9 protein-coding genes are annotated in these 18,385 nt (G+C 66.4%); 7 read left to right on the forward strand and 2 right to left on the reverse strand.

What is annotated here, in order from left to right; all coding sequences use genetic code 11:
- Window positions 1–130 precede the first annotated feature (130 nt).
- The 3 genes from U1707_RS03355 (at window position 131) to U1707_RS03365 (ending at window position 6,700) form a co-directional block, all read left to right on the forward strand.
- Window positions 131–3,091, forward strand: a complete 2,961-nt coding sequence (locus U1707_RS03355; RefSeq protein ID WP_332798688.1) for a TonB-dependent receptor — start codon at window positions 131–133, stop codon at window positions 3,089–3,091.
- A gap of 62 nt (window positions 3,092–3,153) precedes the next feature.
- Window positions 3,154–4,695, forward strand: a complete 1,542-nt coding sequence (locus U1707_RS03360) for a tryptophan halogenase family protein (RefSeq protein ID WP_332798689.1) — start codon at window positions 3,154–3,156, stop codon at window positions 4,693–4,695.
- Window positions 4,696–4,750: 55 nt separating this feature from the next.
- Window positions 4,751–6,700, forward strand: a complete 1,950-nt coding sequence (locus U1707_RS03365; RefSeq protein WP_332798690.1) for a sialate O-acetylesterase — start codon at window positions 4,751–4,753, stop codon at window positions 6,698–6,700.
- Here U1707_RS03365 and U1707_RS03370 read toward each other — a convergent pair whose 3' ends face one another.
- Together U1707_RS03370 and U1707_RS03375 are read right to left on the reverse strand one after the other, a co-directional pair.
- A complete protein-coding gene (locus U1707_RS03370; RefSeq protein ID WP_332798691.1) occupies window positions 6,701–8,290 on the reverse strand; it encodes a glycoside hydrolase family 43 protein in 1,590 nt (529 codons plus the stop codon).
- Between the two features lie 58 nt (window positions 8,291–8,348).
- On the reverse strand, window positions 8,349–10,739 hold the full coding sequence (locus tag U1707_RS03375; protein WP_332798692.1) for a glycoside hydrolase family 95 protein: 2,391 nt from the start codon (window positions 10,737–10,739) through the stop codon (window positions 8,349–8,351).
- A gap of 247 nt (window positions 10,740–10,986) precedes the next feature.
- Here U1707_RS03375 and U1707_RS03380 point away from each other — a divergent pair, with 247 nt between their 5' ends.
- The 4 genes from U1707_RS03380 to U1707_RS03395 all read left to right on the forward strand — a co-directional run bounded on the left by U1707_RS03380 (window position 10,987) and on the right by U1707_RS03395 (window position 18,383).
- Window positions 10,987–12,666 (forward strand): glycoside hydrolase family 43 protein, encoded by a 1,680-nt coding sequence (locus U1707_RS03380; protein WP_443025640.1) that lies wholly within the window; start codon window positions 10,987–10,989, stop codon window positions 12,664–12,666.
- A gap of 80 nt (window positions 12,667–12,746) precedes the next feature.
- Window positions 12,747–14,312 carry a tetratricopeptide repeat-containing sulfotransferase family protein gene (locus U1707_RS03385; protein WP_332798693.1) on the forward strand — a complete coding sequence of 522 codons (1,566 nt, stop codon included), beginning with the start codon at window positions 12,747–12,749 and terminating at the stop codon, window positions 14,310–14,312.
- Window positions 14,313–14,427: 115 nt separating this feature from the next.
- Complete coding sequence (locus U1707_RS03390) at window positions 14,428–16,974, forward strand: TonB-dependent receptor (RefSeq protein WP_332798694.1); 2,547 nt, start codon at window positions 14,428–14,430, stop codon at window positions 16,972–16,974.
- Between the two features lie 23 nt (window positions 16,975–16,997).
- Complete coding sequence (locus U1707_RS03395) at window positions 16,998–18,383, forward strand: M20/M25/M40 family metallo-hydrolase (RefSeq protein WP_332798695.1); 1,386 nt, start codon at window positions 16,998–17,000, stop codon at window positions 18,381–18,383.
- Window positions 18,384–18,385 lie beyond the last annotated feature (2 nt).

Raw genomic sequence — 18,385 nt, forward strand, 5'->3', positions numbered from 1 at the left:
GATAGCTCCTACCAATAAGGAGCAGCGCGGCGTCGATGAGGGGATGTTGAAAGTGACTCTGGATACCCGTTTGATGACCGGCGATAGCGGACGTGCGCGTCGGGCATATGCATTGGCGTGCGCAAGCAGCATGGCCGCACTGGCATGGGCTTCACCGGCGATGGCGCAGGACCAGACCAACCTCCAGAATGCGACGACCGATCGTCCAGCCGCCGTGCAGCCCGCGGTGCCGGCCACCGCCAACACGACGACCGCGGCCGAAGCCGGCCAGCCTCAGGATGCTGCGACCGCACAGGACGCCTCGCAGGGCAACACCGCCGGCGACGATATCGTCGTGGTCGGCCTGCGCGGATCGCTGCAGCGCAATCTCGACCTGAAGCGCACGTCGTCGGGCGTGGTCGACGTCATATCTGCCGAGGATATCGGCAAATTCCCGGATTCGAACGTCGCCGCATCGCTGCAGCGCCTGCCCGGCGTGTCGATCCAGCGGTCCGGCTCGCGTGGCGAACCGACCGGGATCACGGTCCGCGGCTTCGGTGGCGATTTCAACACGACGCTCTACGATGGCCGCCGCATCTCGTCTGCGACGGGCGGGCGTCAGATCGACTTCAGCACCGTCGGCGTCGACTTCATCGGCCAGCTGAGCGTGCTCAAGACACCCGACGTATCGCTGGCATCGAGCTCGATCGGCGCAACCGTCAACATCGCCTTCCCGAACGCGTTCGACCACCCCGGTTTCCGCGCCGCGACGACGGCGTCGGCCTCGATCCAGGATCGCGCCGGCAAGATCGTCCCGACCGGCGGTCTGCTGCTCAGCACGACCAGCGCCGACGACAAGTTCGGCATCTTGGCCGACGTGATCTATACTCGACGTGATACCGATACCAATCGTGTCTATGTCTCGGGTTGGCCCGGTGGCAACTTTGCGGGCTGCCAGCTTGCGGGCGGCACCGGCGCGTGCACGCCGACCAGCGACACGACGTCTGCGGCCTATGCCAACCCGGCCAACCGCCAGAACATCCCCGGCTGGTTTCCGCAGCAATATGGTGCGGAACAGCAGCGCGTGCAGGACGAGCGCATCGATGCGCGCATCTCGCTGCAATATCACCCGACCGACGACCTGATGGTGACGCTCGACAACAATTATTCGCGTCAGAAGGTGACGTCGGAGAATTATGCGTTCGGCGTCTGGTTCAACCAGGGCGACCTGCGCAACGTGACGCTCGACGAGAACGGCACCGCGACCGATTTCACGCAGACCGGAACGCCGACCGATTTCACCGCGGCGCTGAACACCGAGATCCTGAAGACCAACCAGACCGGCCTGAACGTCAAATACGACGCGACCAGCAACCTGACGCTTGAAGCCGATGGATCCTACGCCAAGAGTTGGCGTAACCCGGGCGACGTCATCGGCAGCCAGAACGGCGACATCGGGTACGGCAGCGCGCTGGGCAACAATCTGCGCTTCAAGATCGATGGCGACAGCAGCAGCGCATTCCCCTCGATCAGCAATTTCGGACCCGCGGGCAATTCCGCGGCCTGGGCCGACACCTCGCTGATCGGCTCGCACGTCGCGGTCAACCAGACCCAGCGCAATACCGACGAGCTGATCCAGTTCCGTGGCAACGCGACGTGGAAGCAGGACAACCTGACGCTCAAGGCCGGTGGCCAATATTACCAGGACACGTTCAACTTCCGCAACACCAGCACGTTCGTCAACAATTTCTGGCAGGCCTATGCCGGATACGGCGCGCCGTCGGCCGGCACCTCGGGTATCGCACCCTTGCCCGCCAACCTGTATCAGGGGTCAGTCAGCCTCAACAACTTCATCCCCAGCTTCGACGGCTCGCTGCCGCCGTCGGTGTTCGTGTTCAGCCCGGTCGCGTACCAGAACTACCTGTCCAGCCTCGGCAATCCGCAGGCGCAGAATGTACCGGGCTACAACTATGCGAACGTGCAGGGGTTCACCGGCGCGTTCGACGAAGCGGTCGATCCGGGCAGCGTGCTGCGCGTGCGCGAACGGACGTGGTCGCTGTATTTCAGTGCCAATTTCAAGACCGAGATCGGTGGCCAGCCGTTCACGTTCAACGCCGGCGTGCGTAACGAGCATACCAACCTGACGGCGGAAGGCGTCGGTCGTCTGCCAACGCTGCTGGTCACCAGCACCGCCGACCGGACGCTGCTGAGCATTCCGACCTATACCGATCCCGGCGCGATCACGAGCAAGAGCTCGTATTCGTACCTGTTGCCCAGCATCGATGCGAAGCTGGAACTCACCGACAACCTGCTCGTGCGCTTCGATGCATCGCGGACGCTGACCCGCCCGGCACTCAACCTGCTGAATCCGGTGCTCAACGTCGGCAACGGCCAGCGGATCGGGGCGCTGTCGGCCAGCGGCGGCAATCCGAACCTGAAGCCCTATCTCGCCGACAATTTCGACGTCGGGGCGGAATGGTATTACCGCCGCAACTCGTATCTGTCGGTCGGCTTCTTCCTGAAGAACGTCAGCAACTTCGTCGTTGCCGGCGTCACCCGTCAGACCATCAACGGCGTCATCGATCCGACCACCGGCCAGCCTGCATCGTTCGCGGTATCGCAGCAGATCAACGGTCCGGATGCGACCGTCCGCGGCGTCGAGCTGGCTTGGCAGCAGGTGTTCGGCGACACCGGGTTCGGCTTCCAGGCCAACGCGACGTTCGTGAACACCAACCGTCCTTACGACGACAAGGACATCACGCAGTCGGGCTTTGCGGTGACGGGCCTCGCCAATTCGGCGAACTTCGTCGGCTTCTACGACAAGTCCGGCTTCCAGTTCCGTGCGGCGGCCAACTGGCGCGACAAGTATCTGCTGCAATTCGGGCAGAACCAGAACACCGGTTCGTTCGGTGCAGAGCCGACCTTCGTCAACCAGAGCTTCCAGGTCGATCTGACGAGCAGCTATGACGTCACCAAGAATTTCAGCATTTTCGGTGAGGCGTTGAACGTCAACAACAACCAGCAGAGCACGCATGGCCGCTATAGCAACCAGCTGCTCGACGTGTTCGATTACGGTCGACGCTACACGCTGGGCGCGCGCTTCCGCTTCTGAGTTCTCCCCCCTGGCGGAGCATGACGACGTTGTGCTCCGCCATTTTTCGAATACGCTGATTCATGCACCAGATCAGAAATATCGTCATCGTCGGAGGGGGTACGGCCGGCTGGCTGACCGCAGGCGTCATCGCCGCGCGGCACAAGGGCCAGCGCGAGCACGGCTTCACGGTGACGTTGGTCGAATCCCCCAACATCCCGACGATCGGCGTCGGCGAAGGCACCTGGCCGACGCTGCGGGCCACGCTGCGCAAGATGGGCGTTTCCGAGACCGAGCTGTTCCGCCACTGCAACGCGGCGTTCAAACAGGGCGCGCGTTTCAATCGCTGGACGACCGGCGCGGTCGACGACGGCTATTACCACCCGCTGATGCTGCCGCAGCAATTCGGTACGGTGAACCTCGCGCCGCACTGGCTGTCCGAACACGGCGACGACAGCTTCTGCGACGCGGTCACGCCGCAGGGCCGGATCTGCGACGAGGGCCTTGCCCCCAAGACGATGGCGACGCCCGAGTTCGACGGGCTGGCGAACTATGCCTATCACCTCGACGCGGGCAAATTCTCGCATTTCCTGCAGCGCCATTGCTGCGATACGCTGGGTGTGCGGCATGTCCTGGCCGACGTGACCGAGGTCGTGCTCGACGATACCGGCGACATCGCACGCGTGGGCACCGCGCAGGGCGTGACGATCGAAGGCGACCTGTTCGTCGACTGTACCGGTTTTGCCGCGCGGCTGATCGGCGACGCGATGGGCGTGCCGTTCCGTAGCTGCGCCGATACGCTGTTCTGCGACACCGCGCTTGCCGTGCAACTGCCGTACGACCGCCCCGACGATCCGATCGCCAGCCACACCATCTCCACCGCGCAGTCGGCCGGCTGGATCTGGGACATCGGCCTGCCCCACCGCCGCGGTGTCGGCCATGTCTTTTCCAGCAGCCATATCGACGTCGATGCTGCCGAGCAGGAACTGCGCGCATATCTGGGGCCCGCGGGGAAAGACCTGCCGGTGCGCAAGCTGGCGATCCGCGCAGGGCACCGCGAGACGTTCTGGAAGGGCAATTGCGTTGCGGTCGGCCTCGCCGCCGGGTTCCTCGAACCGCTCGAAGCGTCTGCGATCGTGCTCGTCGAACTGTCCGCGAAGATGATCGCCGAACAGATGCCGGTCTGTCGCGAGGTGATGGACGTCGTCGCGAACCGCTTCAACGACACGGCGCACTATCGCTGGGGCCGGATCGTCGATTTCCTGAAGCTGCATTATACGCTGACGAAGCGCACCGACACCGACTTCTGGCGCGACAACGTCCGGCCCGAGACGATCCCCGACCGGTTGCGCGGGCTGATGGAGCTTTGGCAATATCAGTCGCCGTGGATCCATGACGAGTTCGACCGCGCCGAAGAGGTCTTTCCGTCGGCGAGCTATCAATATGTCCTGTACGGCATGGGCGCGCGCACCGCGGTGTTGCCCGGCACGATCGAGGCGGAGGCCGCCCTGGCGCAGCGCGCACGCCGCGAGAACCATCTCCAGACGCAACGCATGATGAGCAGCCTGCCGGGTCATCGCGACCTGATCGACCGCATCGTCAAACACGGGCTGCAGCCGATCTGACCTGCCCGTCTGAGCTGCCCTCTCGTTCGATCTGAGACCCAAGGAAGATGATCCGATGAAAACCGCCCTGCGCCTCGCGCTCTACGCCGCTATCGCCGGTGCGGCCTCTCCGGTCTGGGCCGCGCCGCGCCTCGACGGCGTGGTCGGCGATCATGCCGTGATCCAGCGCGGCCAGCCGATCGTACTGAGCGGCGACGCGGCGGCGGGCGAGACGATTCTGATCGCGCTGGCCGGGCGCACCGTCACCACCAAGGCGGGCCGCGATGGCCGGTTCGAGGCGGGCCTGCCCGCGCTGCCCGCGGGCGGTCCGTACGACCTGACGATCGCCGCCAACAGCGGCGCGGCGGTGGTGCGCGATATCCTGATCGGCGACGTCTTCCTGTGCTCGGGCCAGAGCAACATGGAACTGGCGGTCGACGACGCGCAAAACCTGATCCCCGACGCGCATCCGCCGCTCGACGATCGACTGCGGCTGTTGACGGTGGCGAAGGTTTCCGCGGCGAGCCCGGCCACGCGGTTTGCCAATCAGCCGCAGTGGGCCGCGGCGGGTCCTGCGACCGTACCGGCGTTCTCGGCGGCGTGTTTCTACATGGTGCAGGCGCTGCGCCGCACCGCCGACGTTCCGATCGGCGCGATCCATTCGAGCTGGGGCGGATCGCGGATCAGCGCCTGGATGAGCGACGCGGCATTGCGCAAGGCAGGGCTCGGCGCCGAGGCCGATCTGCTCGCCTTGTACGCGCGCGATCCCGCCGCCGCCGACCGCAAGGCGTCGACGATCTGGGAAAGCTGGTGGCGCGCCGGGTCGGGCGACGCGGCGGGGCGCGAACCGTGGCAGGCGGCGGCGGCGCTCGACTGGAAACCCGTGCCGGCGATGACCAATTTCGAGACCTGGGGCGTGCCCGAACTTGCCGATTACAACGGCATGATCTGGTATCAGCGGACGGTCGAGGTCACCGCGGCGCAGGCGCGCGGACCCGCGATCCTGTCGCTCGGCACGATCGATGATGCCGACCGGACCTGGGTCAACGGCCAGGGCGTCGGTGGCAGCAGCCTGGCCAGCAAGGCGCGCGTCTACACGCTGCCGATCGGTACGCTGAAGCCCGGCAGCAACGTCATCACCGTCAACGACGACGACGTCTACGCATTCGGCGGCATGACCGGCCCCGCCGACACGATGCGCGTGACCTTCGCCGATGGCAGCAGCGCCGCGCTCGGCAGCGGCTGGCGCTATGCGATCGCCAAGCGGCTCGACGGCGCGGCCCCGCGCGTACCGTGGGACGACATCAACGGCGACGGCACGCTGTACAACGCCATGATCGCGCCGCTGGCGTCGACCAAGCTCGCCGGCATCGCCTGGTATCAGGGCGAGTCCGACACCGGCATCCCCGGCTACGACCGCCGCCTCACCGCGCTGATCGCGGACTGGCGCACGCGGTTCGGTACGCCCGAGACGGGCTTCGGGATCGTCCAGCTCGCGAACTACGGCAAGCCGACCAGTGCGCCGAGCGACAGCGGCTGGGGCTATGTTCGCGATGCGCAGCGCCGCGTCGCCGCCGCCGATCGCCATGCCGGGATCGCGGTCACGCTCGACATTGGCGACGCGCTCGACATCCATCCCGGCGAGAAGCACGAGGTCGGGCAACGCCTCGCGAAGGTCATGCGGTCGGCGGTCTATGGCGCGCCCGGCGGGCCGTCCGGTCCGGCGATCGCCGCGGTCGACGCCGGGGCCGATGGCAGCATCGCGCTGCGCTTCGGCGACGTGACCGGTGCGCTCCACGCTCGCGGTGCGAACCAGGCGATCGGGTTCGAACTGTGCGACACCGCGCCTGCCACCTGCCGCTATGCCGCAGGCACCGTGGCGGGCACGACCGTGACGCTGCCGGGCGACGGCAGGCCGGTCATGCGGGTCCGCTATGCCTGGGCCGATGCGCCGTCGGTGAACCTGTCCGACGACGCGATGCTCCCGGTCGGCACGTTCGAGATACCCGTCGCGCCACGGCGATGACTAGCGCGGGGGCGCGTTGCGGAACTTGAACGTCGCCCGGGGTTCGAGCGCGCTCAACGTGAACGAGTCGACGTCGAGCCAGCCCCTGCCTGGGCTCGGCGCGTAGCAGAACAGCGCGAACTGCTCGCCCTGGAACGTCCCCGTCCGCCACGCGAAGGCGAGCGGGAAGTCGCCGCCGAGCCCGGTCCAGCGGCGGCCGTCGAGACTATACGCGACGCGGGCACGATCGATCGTGAAATCCATCTCGGTGCGCAACCATAGCGCGCGGCCGGCACCGATCACGCCGCGACCGCGCGTCTCGGTCCGCGCACCGTCGATCGTGTCTTCGGTCACCTCCATCGCCACCGAGGTCGTGCCACCGGCGTCGCGCTCGATCGTCAAGTTGCCGCTATATTGCCCCAGCGTCCCGAACCCGCATCGGTCGCCCCGCGCGAGATGACCGATATCGAGCTTCACCTCGGCGCGGCTGGCAGGCCCCTGCCCTTTCTGCGTCAGCGTGTTGCGCGCCGACCAGAAGCGTGGCGCGACCGTCGGTTTCAATCGCAACCAGCCTGGCCGCGCCGCCAGCGACCAGCGGCTCGGGTCCGGATTGTGGTTCCACTGCCATTGCAATCCCAGGCGCGGTGCGGCGAAATTATCGGAGGTCGCCGGCTCGGCGAACGGAAAGCCGGCGATCGGCTTTTGCGCAAGCCGCGGTACGCGACCGGGGGCGTCCGCGGTGCCCCATACCGGCCAGTCGTCGCGCCAGAAGACCGGGCTGAGGTTGGTCATCCGGCCGACCGCACCGCTATCCTCCATGACGAACCCGAACCAGCGGCCGTCGGGCAGGTCGACCAGTGCGCCCTGATGCCCGCCGGTCGTGTCGTCGATCTGGTCGCGCGTTTCCCACGGCCCGAACAGGCTGCGCGACCGCGACACCGTCAGCCCGAGCCGCGGCGGCAACGCATTGAACAGATAATAATACGCACCCCGGCGGATGATCTTCGAACCCTCCGCGCCCTTGATATAATGGATTTGCCGCGCGTCGGTGACGTGCGTCATCGTCGCGTCGAGCGTCAGCAGCGTGATCGTGCCGTCGGCGGTCGAGGCGGTGGCAATATACGCGCGCCCGTCGGGCTCGATGAACAGCCCGGGATCGAACGCCTCGCGCTCCAGTTCGTGATAGCGCCACGGCCCGCGCACGTCTTTGGCGTACCAGATCCGCGTCTTCTGCCCGACCGGCGTATTAGCGAGATAATAGGTGCCCGCGTGATAGCGTAACGACGAGGCGTAGAGTCCGTGCCGATACGCATTGCCGCCCTTCAGATCATATTCGGGCTTGCCCTCCAGCCGATCGACGAGGTGCGACGCCAGCGTCCAGTTGACCAGATCGCGGCTGTGCAGGATAGTGATCCCCGGCACGTTGGCGAACGTCGTCGTGGCGAAATAATAGTCGCCGCCGACGCGGATGATGTCGGGATCGGGATAGTCCGCGAACAGCACCGGGTTGCGGAAAGTGCCGTTGCCGAGATCCGACCGCCAGACCTGCGCCGATGCCGGAATCGTCAGCAGCGACACCACCGCGATCGTGGCAGTCAGGACTTTCGACATGGGTGCAATTCCTTGGAGAACGGACGAGCCGGGGTCGCGGTAGGCGTCCGTGCGGCGATCAGCCCAGCGCCAGTCGGGCACCGCGCAGCCTGACGCTGCGTCCCGGCACCAGCGTCACATCGACGGCGCGGTCGCCAAACCGGATGCGGCGGCGACCGGGGATGGCGGCGCAAATCACCGTTTCGATCGGTATCCCGTCCTCCCACCGCACGTCCACCACGCACGTACCCCGCGCGCGCAGACCGGTGATCGACCCGGTCGGCCAAGCGCGCGGCAGGGCCGGGAGCAGCAGGATCTCGTCGCCGCGGCTCTGCATCAACATTTCCGCGATTGCGCGCGTGCCCCCAAAATTGCCGTCGATCTGGAACGGCGGATGCGCGTCGAACAGATTGGGATAGGTGCGCGCAGGGCCGAGCAGATAGGCGAGGATGCGGTGCGCATGCTCGCCCTCGCGCAGCCGCGCCCACAGGTTCGCGCGCCACGCCGTCGCCCATCCGGTCGACTCGTCGCCGCGTATGTCGAGCGAACGGCGCGCCGCATCGGCCAGCGCGGGCGTCGCGTCTGGATCGATCTGGTCGCTGGGAAACAGGCCGTAGAGATGCGAGACGTGGCGATGGCGTTGCTCGGGCGCGGCCGCATCCCAGTCGGCCTGCCATTCCTGCAACTGACCACCGCGGCCGATCCGGTCGGGTGCCAGCCGCGCGCGCGCCGCTGCCAATTGCGCGACGAACGCGACATCGGTGCCGAGCAGCGTCGCGGCCTTGCCGGTCTGATCGAACAGGTCGCGCAGGATCTGCATGTCCATCGCCGGCCCCGCGCAGATCGACGCGCCCTGCGGATGCACGTTTTCCGGCGACAGCGATGGATTGGTGACCAGCGCGCCGGTCTTCGGATCGGTCTGCAGCGTGTCGAGGAAGAACAGCGCCGCGCCGTGCATGAGCGGGTAGACCAACCGCAGGAAGGCGAGGTCGCGATTATAGTCGTAATGGTCCCAAAGATGCGTGCACAGCCACGCGCCGCCGGTCGGCCACAGCCCCCATTGCGCCCCGTCGATCGGCGCGGTCGCGCGCCACAGATCGGTATTGTGATGACAGACCCAGCCGCGCGCGCCGTACATCGTCTTCGCGGTCCGCGCGCCGGTGACCGCCAGCTCGCGCACCATCTGCACCAGCGGCGCGACGCATTCGGGCAGGGCGGTGACCTCGGCGGGCCAGTAATTCATCTCGGTATTGATGTTGACGGTATATTTCGATTCCCAGGGCGGTTCGGGCTCCGCGTTCCAGATGCCCTGAAGGTTCGCCGGTTGGCTTCCCGGTCGCGACGATGCGATCAGCAGATACCGTCCGTAATTGAAATACAGCGTCGCGAGCGCGGGATCGGCCGCGGCGTCATCGGCCAGAATGCGCGCATCGGTCGGCCGGTCCGCGATCGCCGTCCGGCCGAGGTCCAGCATCACCCGCCGGAACAGCACCCGGTGCGCCGCGCTCGCCTCCGACCGCAGCCGGGCGATGCCGCGCCGTGCCGCGCCATCGACGGCGGCGAGCGTCGCGGTTTCTGGATCGCCGCTGACATCGTCGAACCGGCGATAGCTCGTTCCCATCGCGATCAGCAGCGTGACGGCCCGCGCGCCGGTAACGCGCAGGCGCTCGCCCGCCGACGTGATCGTGCCGCCGTCCGCTATGACGCGCACGCGTGCCGCGAACCGCAATTTCCCGGTGACGCCCGCCCGCGCGCCGTTGCGTCCGGACAGGGTCAGCATCGCGCCGGCCGGTCGTGCCGCTGCGACCACGCCCGCGCCCGGTTGCGGCGACGTCAGGCCGACCAACAGGTCGAACGGCCGATCGCCGGTCATGTGCACCGCGATCACCTCATCCCCCGGCGACGCGAAGACCTCGCGCCGGAACCGCGTGCCGCCCAGCGTGAAGCTGGTCGTCGCGATCGCGGCATCGAGGTCGAGTTCGCGGATATACGCGCTTGCCTCTCCGACTGCCCGGGGCAGATCGAGCAGCACGTCGCCGACCGGCTGATACGCCATCTGAGTCTTCGGCACGCCCATCATTCGTGCATTGGCGAGCGTCTGCGCCTCCGCGAACATCCCCGCGTCGATAAGCCGCCGTACCTCGGGCAAGGCCGCCCGCGCGGCCGGGTTGACCGGGTCGTACGGACCGCCGGACCACAGCGTGTCCTCGTTCAGTTGCAGGCGTTCGCGGGTCGTCCCGCCGAACACCATCGCGCCGAGCCGCCCGTTGCCGACCGGCAGCGCTTCGGTCCACGTCTTGGCCGGCTGCCGATACCATAATCGTGTTTCACCTAGCGCGGACATAGCGGCATCGGCAGCCGTCTCGAAGCCCAAGGTCGGGACCGCCAGCGCGAACGTCGCCCCCACGCCTTCCAGGACCGCGCGACGCGACGGCGATGCATGCGGTCCCCCGGCTGGCAGTTCGGTCATCCTTCTCCCTTCCGCCATCGTCACGAGCCAGTCTGCGGGAGGCCGGACTCTGTCCGACTCTCGCCACGCTGCCCGTTGCGTCTGCGTTTGATCGGAACGTAACTTGGTACCGGTATCTAAGCCACCCCCCATAGAGGGTGAGCGGCTAGGCCTGGGGTCCGCGCCGCATCGCTGGCCTTCGGTAATGTTAGCGCTATAGTGCTGGCAAAGCAGGCGCGATCAGCGCCGCCAGATACAGGAGAGGACCATGATGACGCGCGTCGATCGATCCACAGGCATAGTCTTGCGTGCGACCGCCCTCATGCTGGCGGGCACGGCCACCGTCGGCGCGACAACCGCCCAGGCAGGCGAAGCGCCGCGGTTCAGCCGCTTCACCTATGACGGCCGTGCGCAGGAACAGGTCAAGGTCGGCCCCGGCGAATACCGCAATCCGATCCTGTCGGGCTATTATCCGGACCCTTCGGTCACCCGCGTCGGCGACGATTTCTATCTGGTGTCGTCGTCGTTCGCGCATTTCCCCGGGCTGCCGATCTTCACCTCGAAGGACCTCGTCCACTGGACGCAGATCGGCAACGCGATCGACCGGCCCGAACAGCTCGATTTCACGGGCATGCGGACGTCGCAGGCGGTGTTCGCGCCCGACATCTCCTACCATGCCGGCATGTTCTACATCATCAACACCTGCGTCGAGTGCAAAGGCAACTTCGTCATCACCGCGACGAACCCTGCCGGTCCGTGGTCAAACCCGACCTGGCTGCCGTTCGAAGGGATCGATCCGTCGATCTATTGGGAGGACGACAAGGCCTATGTCGTCAACAACCGCGCGCCGAACGAGCCGCCGCGCTACGACGGTCACCGCGCGATCTGGATCCAGGAGTTCGACTGGCGCGCCGGCAAGATGGTCGGCGAGAGCACGCAGCTGATCAACGGCGGCGTCGACCTGACCAAGAAGCCGGTCTGGATCGAGGGACCGCACATCTTCCGCAAGGACGGCTGGTATTATCTGACCGCCGCGGAAGGCGGCACGAGCGTCAATCATTCGCAGGTCGTGCTCCGCTCGCGCAAATTGCTCGGACCGTTCGTGCCGTTCGCCGGCAACCCGATCCTGACGCAGCGCGACCTCGATCCGGCGCGGGCCAATCCGATCACGTCGGCCGGTCACGCGGAACTCGTCCAGACCGCGAAGGGCGACTGGTGGGCGACCTTCCTCGCGGTGCGGCCGTACGAGGGCGATTATTATAATATCGGTCGCGAGACGTTCCTGCTGCCGGTGACATGGCGCGACGGGTGGCCGATCATCCTGCCCAAGGGCCAGCCGATACCGTTCGTCGGCAAAGCGCCCGCTCTCCCCGAACAACCCGCCCCCAAGATCGCGACAAGCGGCGATTTCCGCTATGTCGACGAATTCGACGGCACCAAGCTCGCGATGCAGTGGATCGGCGTGCGCACTCCGAAACAACCGTTCTACCGGCTCGATCGCGGCGACCTCGTGCTGGGCAAGGGCACGCCGATCGGCGACCTGTCGGGCGTGCCCGCATTCGTCGGGCGGCGTCAGCAGCATCATGTCGCGACGATGTCGACCACCGTGCAGTTCGCGCCCAAAACGGATGGCGACCGCGCCGGTCTCGCGGCGATGCAAAGCGACCGCAATTATCTGCTATTCGGGGTCACGCGGATCGCGGGCAAGACCGTCGTCGCGCTGTATACCACGGCCGACGGGCGCGAGCGGCTGGTCGCGTCGGCCCCCGTCGCGACCGGTCCCGTCACGCTGACGATCCGCGCCAATGGCGGAACGATGGCGTTCGATTATCAGGTCGCTGGCTCCCGACGCACGCTGTCGGACAAGGTCGACGCACGCTTTCTCAGCACCAAGTCCGCGGGCGGGTTCGTCGGAACCGTCGTGGGTCCGTATGCGTGGACGCAGTGACCGCGTGATGGCGTAGGTCAGGCGCGCGGGCGCGGATGCATGCTTGACGCTGGCGCGATGCTCTCCGACTGTTCGGCGCGATGGCTTCCCTCCCCACTCCCCGCTGGTCGAGCGACCTGATGCAGGCCGCGCTGGCGCTGCACGACAATGATCTCCACGTCGCCGAACCGCTGCTAAAGGCCTATCTCAAGCGCGATCCGTTCGACGCGCGCGCGATCCGCATGCTGGCGGAACTCGCCGGGCGGATCGGGCGGTACAAGGATGCCGAGACGCTGTTGCGGCGCGCCGTCGAACTAGCCCCCGGCTTCACCGCGGCACGCGCCAACCTCGCGCTCGTGCTCTACCGCCAGAACCGCGCGCCCGAGGCACTGACCCTGCTCGATGCGGTGATCGCCGACGAGCCCGACAATCCCGGCCACGCCAATTTGAAAGCGGCGGCGCTCGGTCGGCTCGGCGGGTTCGAGGATGCGATCACGCTGTACGAAAAGGTGCTGCACGACGCGCCCGATCAACCGCGCGTGTGGCTGAGTTATGGCCATATGCTCAAGACCGTCGGGCGCCGCGACAAGGGGATCGCCGCGTATCGCCGCGCGCTGTCGCTGCAGCCGACGCTGGGCGATGCGTGGTGGAGCCTCGCCAACCTCAAGACGGTGCGGTTCGACGACCGCGATATCGCGGCGATGGAAACGGCGCTCGCGCGCGACGACCTCAGCGACGAGGACCGGTTCCACCTCGACTTCGCGCTGGGCAAGGCGTTCGAGGATCGCCGCGACGCCGCCCGCTCGTTCGCGCACTACGCGGCCGGCAACGCGCTGCGCCGCACGCGCATCGCGTACGACGCCGACGAAACGACTGCGTTCGTCGACCGCAGCATCGCGGTGCTGACCGCCGACTTGCTCGAAGCGCGACGCGACCAGGTATGCGCGGCGCGCGACCCGATCTTCGTGCTCGGCATGCCGCGCGCCGGATCGACGCTGATCGAACAGATCCTCGCCAGCCACAGCTTGGTCGAGGGGACCACCGAACTGCCCGACATGCCGGCGCTCGCCCGCGGCATCGCCGGGTATCCAGGCGGCATCGACGCGCTGTCGCCGGATGCGGTGTGCGAGATCGGCGAGGCGTATCTGCGCCGGGCCGCGATCCAGCGCCGCACCGACCGACCGTTCTTCATCGACAAGCTCCCCAACAACTGGGCGCATGTGCCGCTGATCCTGCTCGCGCTGCCCAACGCGCGGATCATCGACGCACGCCGCGATCCGCTCGACTGCTGCTTCTCGAACTTCAAACAGCATTACGCGCGGGGGCAGACGTTCAGCTATTCGCTCGACGACCTCGGCCGATACTATCGCGACTATGTCCGGCTGATGACGCATGTCGACGCGGTGTCGCCGGGCCGCGTCCACCGCGTCGATCATGAAGCGCTGATCGAGAATACCGAAGCCGAGGTCCGCGCGCTGCTTACGGCCTGCGGGCTCGACTACGAACCCGGCTGCCTCGCCTTTCATGCGACCGAGCGGGCGGTCCGCACCGCAAGTTCGGAGCAGGTCCGCCGTCCGATCAACCGCGACGGTGTCGACGCTTGGCGGCCGTACGAGGCGTGGCTGTCACCCCTGAAATCCGCGCTCGGCGACTGTGTCGGCGCATGATTAGTGATAAATACGTCACGGGCACGTAATAAAGCTGCAAAAATACTCGCCGCACGTTTGACCTTTGCTGCACCGCACCACAGTCTGCCGGCACTATTCGCTTGGGGGCTCGCGCATGCATATATTCGATCGTCGGTTGTTGATCGGCTCGCTTCTGGCCTCGTCGGCGATGGTCTGTCCCGCCTATGCCCAGATCGATCCCGCCACGACCCCGGCGCCGGTTGCCGCGCCTGCCGATCAGACGGCTGGCGAATATGACGGCGACATCGTCGTCACCGCGCAGAAGCGCGACCAGAGCATCCAGAGCGTGCCGATCAGCATCCAGGCGATCGGCACCAAGCGGCTCGACGATCTCAACATCTCGAACTTCAACCAATATACGCAGTTGCTGCCGTCGGTGTCGTTCCAGACCACGCAGCCCGGCTCGACCGTAGTCTACATGCGCGGCGTCGCATCGGGCGGCGATGGCAATCATTCGGGCCCCCTGCCCTCGGTCGGCACCTATCTCGACGAGCAGCCGGTGACGACGATCGGCGGCACGCTCGACGTCCACATCTACGACATCGCCCGGATCGAGAGCCTCGCCGGGCCCCAGGGCACGCTCTACGGCGCGTCGTCCGAAGCCGGCACGATCCGCATCATCACCAACAAGCCCGACCTGAGCGGTTTCTACGGCCGCGTCGACGGCGAGGTGAACAGCGTCAAGTCGGGCGGCATCGGCAGCAAGCTCGAGGGCATGCTCAACATGCCGCTGTCCGGGTCGGCGGCGCTGCGCGTGGTCGGCTTCTATCAGCGCGATGCGGGCTATATCGACAACGTCGCCGGGTGCCGCAGCTATCTGCCCGAACCGACCGCGACCTCGTGCACCTCGGCCAATGGCGGTGTCGTCGTCGATAATGCCGCGTTCGTGAAGAAGAATTACAACGACACCGAGACCTATGGCGGCCGGGCCGCGCTGAAGGTCGATCTCGACAGCAACTGGACCGTGACGCCGACCGTGCTGTACCAGGAACAGCGCAACCACGGCACCTATGGCTACGACCCGAAGGTCGGCGATCTCCAGGTCCAGCATTTCTTCCCCGAATTCCGCCGCGATCGCTTCATCCAGGGCGCGCTGACGATCGAGGGCAAGGTCGGCAATTGGGACGTGACCTATGCCGGCGCGTATCTCGACCGGAAGACCTACACGTCGAGCGACTATACCGATTACGCCGAGGCGTATGACTCGGCCTATTCCTCGGTCGGGGGGCTCGCCGGCTATTTCTATTACCAGGACAATGCCGGCCGGACGATCGACCCGCGGCAGAAGATCATCGGCACCGATCATTTCAAGAAGACCAGCCAGGAACTGCGCGTCGCGTCGCCCGTCGAGGACCGGTTCCGGATCGTCGCCGGCGCGTTCTACCAGCGCCAGACGAACGCGATCTTCCAGGATTACCAGATCGCCAATCTCGGGACCGCGGTGTCGGTCAACGGCTCGCCCGGCACCTTGTGGCTGACCCAGCAGAAGCGCGTCGACACCGATTATGCGGTGTTCGGCGAAGCGAGCTACGACATCCTGCCGACCCTCACCGCAACCGCGGGAGGCCGCGCGTACATCTACGACAATTCGCTGATCGGCTTCTACGGCTTCGGCCGCAACCCGGCGATCGATCCGGCCGACGGCCGACCTTACACCGCCACGCCGTTCAACGCCGCAGGCAGCGGCCAGACCGGCGTTGCGGGGTGCTATCTCGCCAACGGCCAGACCTTGCGCGAGGCGTATCAAAGCGGCGGCGACACCTCGACCCTGCTCCCCGCGGCAGTATCGGGTTCGCCGTGTACCAATCTGGCGACCTACACCACCACCGGACTGGTCCCGAAGAAGACGCAGGGACAAGGGGCGACGTATCGCTTCAACCTGACCTTCAAGCCGACCGACAAAGTTATGGGCTATGCAACGTTCTCGCGCGGCTTCCGGCCGGGCGGGATCAACCGCCGCGGCGACGTCCAGCCCTATGATGCGGATTTCCTGACCAACTACGAGCTCGGCCTGAAGACGACGCTGTTCGACCGGCTACGGTTTAACGCCGCAATCTATCAGCAGGCCTGGGACAAGTTCCAGTTCTCGTTCCTTGGCGAGAACAGCTTCACGATCATCCAGAACGGACCGAACGCGCGCATCCGTGGCGCGGAAGCCGATGCGAACTTCTCGACCGGCGGCCTGTCGCTGACCGCCGCGGCCTCCTACACCGATGCCAAGACCCGCAACGATCTGTGCGCGAAGCCGGTCTGTGCCGTCGGGGAAACGCCGCTCGCCGACAAAGGCACGCGCCTGCCGATCACGCCGCGCTTCAAGGCCAGTGGAACGGCGCGCTACAGCATACCGATCGGCGCGGCGAAGGCGTATATCCAAGGACTGGTCGCGCATCAGAGTTCGGCGTCCGCGGACATCCGCACGTATCAGGCGGGCACGCTCGGGCGGCTCAAAGCCTACACCACCGGCAACGCCTCGATCGGCGCGGAAGTGTCCAACTTCACCTTCGAGGTATTCGTCCAGAACCTGTGGGACGAACGCGCGGAGCTGTCGCGCTACCAGCAATGCGGGACCTGTTCGCAGCGGACCTACATCGTCACCAGTACGCCGCGGACCATCGGCCTTCGGGCCGGCGCGAAATTCTGATGCATATTCGAGGATATACGAGAATGACATTGAAGCTGCTTCTGACGTGCGCGGCCGTGACGGTCGCCCTCCCCGCCGCGGCGCAGACGGGGACTTCGACCGCCGCCGCCAACGGCCTCGAAATCGCCAAGAAGATGATCGCGTTTCGCAGCGTCCGTGGTCCGGGCAACCAGACGCCACAGCTCGCCGCCTACCTCAAGACCGTACTAGTCGGCGGCGGCTTCGCGGCGAGCGACGTGACGATCACGCCGGTCGACGACACCGCCTATCTGATCGCGACTTGGAAGGGCAGCGACGCGGCGCTGAAGCCGATCGTCATCTCCGGCCATATCGACGTGGTCGAGGCCAAGCCCGCCGACTGGCAGCGCGATCCGTTCACGCCGGTGGTCGAGAACGGCTATCTCTACGGCCGCGGCGCGACCGACATGAAGCTCGATGCCGCACTCGCGATCGCCACGCTGATCGACATGAAGAAGGCCGGGTACAAACCCAAGCGCGGTATCGTGCTCGCGCTGTCGGGCGACGAGGAAACCGTCATGAAGACATCGTCGTTGATCGCCGACACACTCAAGACCGCCGAGATGGCGCTCAACATCGACGGTGGCGGCGGGCTGTACGCGGAAAACGGCAAGGCCGAATATTTCACGGTCGGCGCGGCCGAGAAAACCTATGCGGACTTCCAGTTGGAGACCACGAGCGCGGGCGGCCACTCGTCCGCACCGCGGAAAGTGAACGCGATCAACCAGCTCGCCGCGGCATTGGTCAGGATCGGGGACTATCGCTTCACGCCGCAATTGTCGCCGATCACCAAGGGCTATTTCGAGGGCGTAGCACCGCGCCAGACGCCCGAGATCGGTGCGGCGATGCGCGCGTTCGCTGCCAACCCGAGAGACCAGAAGGCGATTGAGACGCTCGCCGCCAACCCCGGCTATGTCGGCCAGATCGGCACGACCTGCGTCACGTCGATGATCAACGGCGGGCATGCGCTCAACGCCTTGCCGCAGCGCGCGACCGCAAACATCAACTGCCGCATCTTTCCCGGCGTGAAACCCGCGACCGTGATGGCCGAGCTCGCCAGGGTCGCCGCCGATCCGGGGGTGAAGTTCAGCGACGTCACCGAAGGGTCGAACCCGACCGACGCCTCCCCCTTGCGCGCCGACCTGATGGGCGCGGTGAAGACAGCGCTTGGCAAGATCCGCCCCGACGTCCCGATCTTCCCGAGCATGTCGGCGGGCGCGAGCGATTCGATGTGGTACCGCTCGGTCGGCGTGCCGAGTTACGGCGTCAGCCCGACCTTCATCAAGCAGTCCGACGACTTCAGCCACGGCCTGAACGAGCGCACCCCGATCGACAACATTCCGCTGGCGATCACCTATTACCGCTCGCTGCTCACCGACCTGACGAAATAAGC

The sequence above is a fragment of the Sphingomonas sandaracina genome (assembly GCF_036663695.1).
Taxonomy (GTDB): domain Bacteria; phylum Pseudomonadota; class Alphaproteobacteria; order Sphingomonadales; family Sphingomonadaceae; genus Sphingomonas.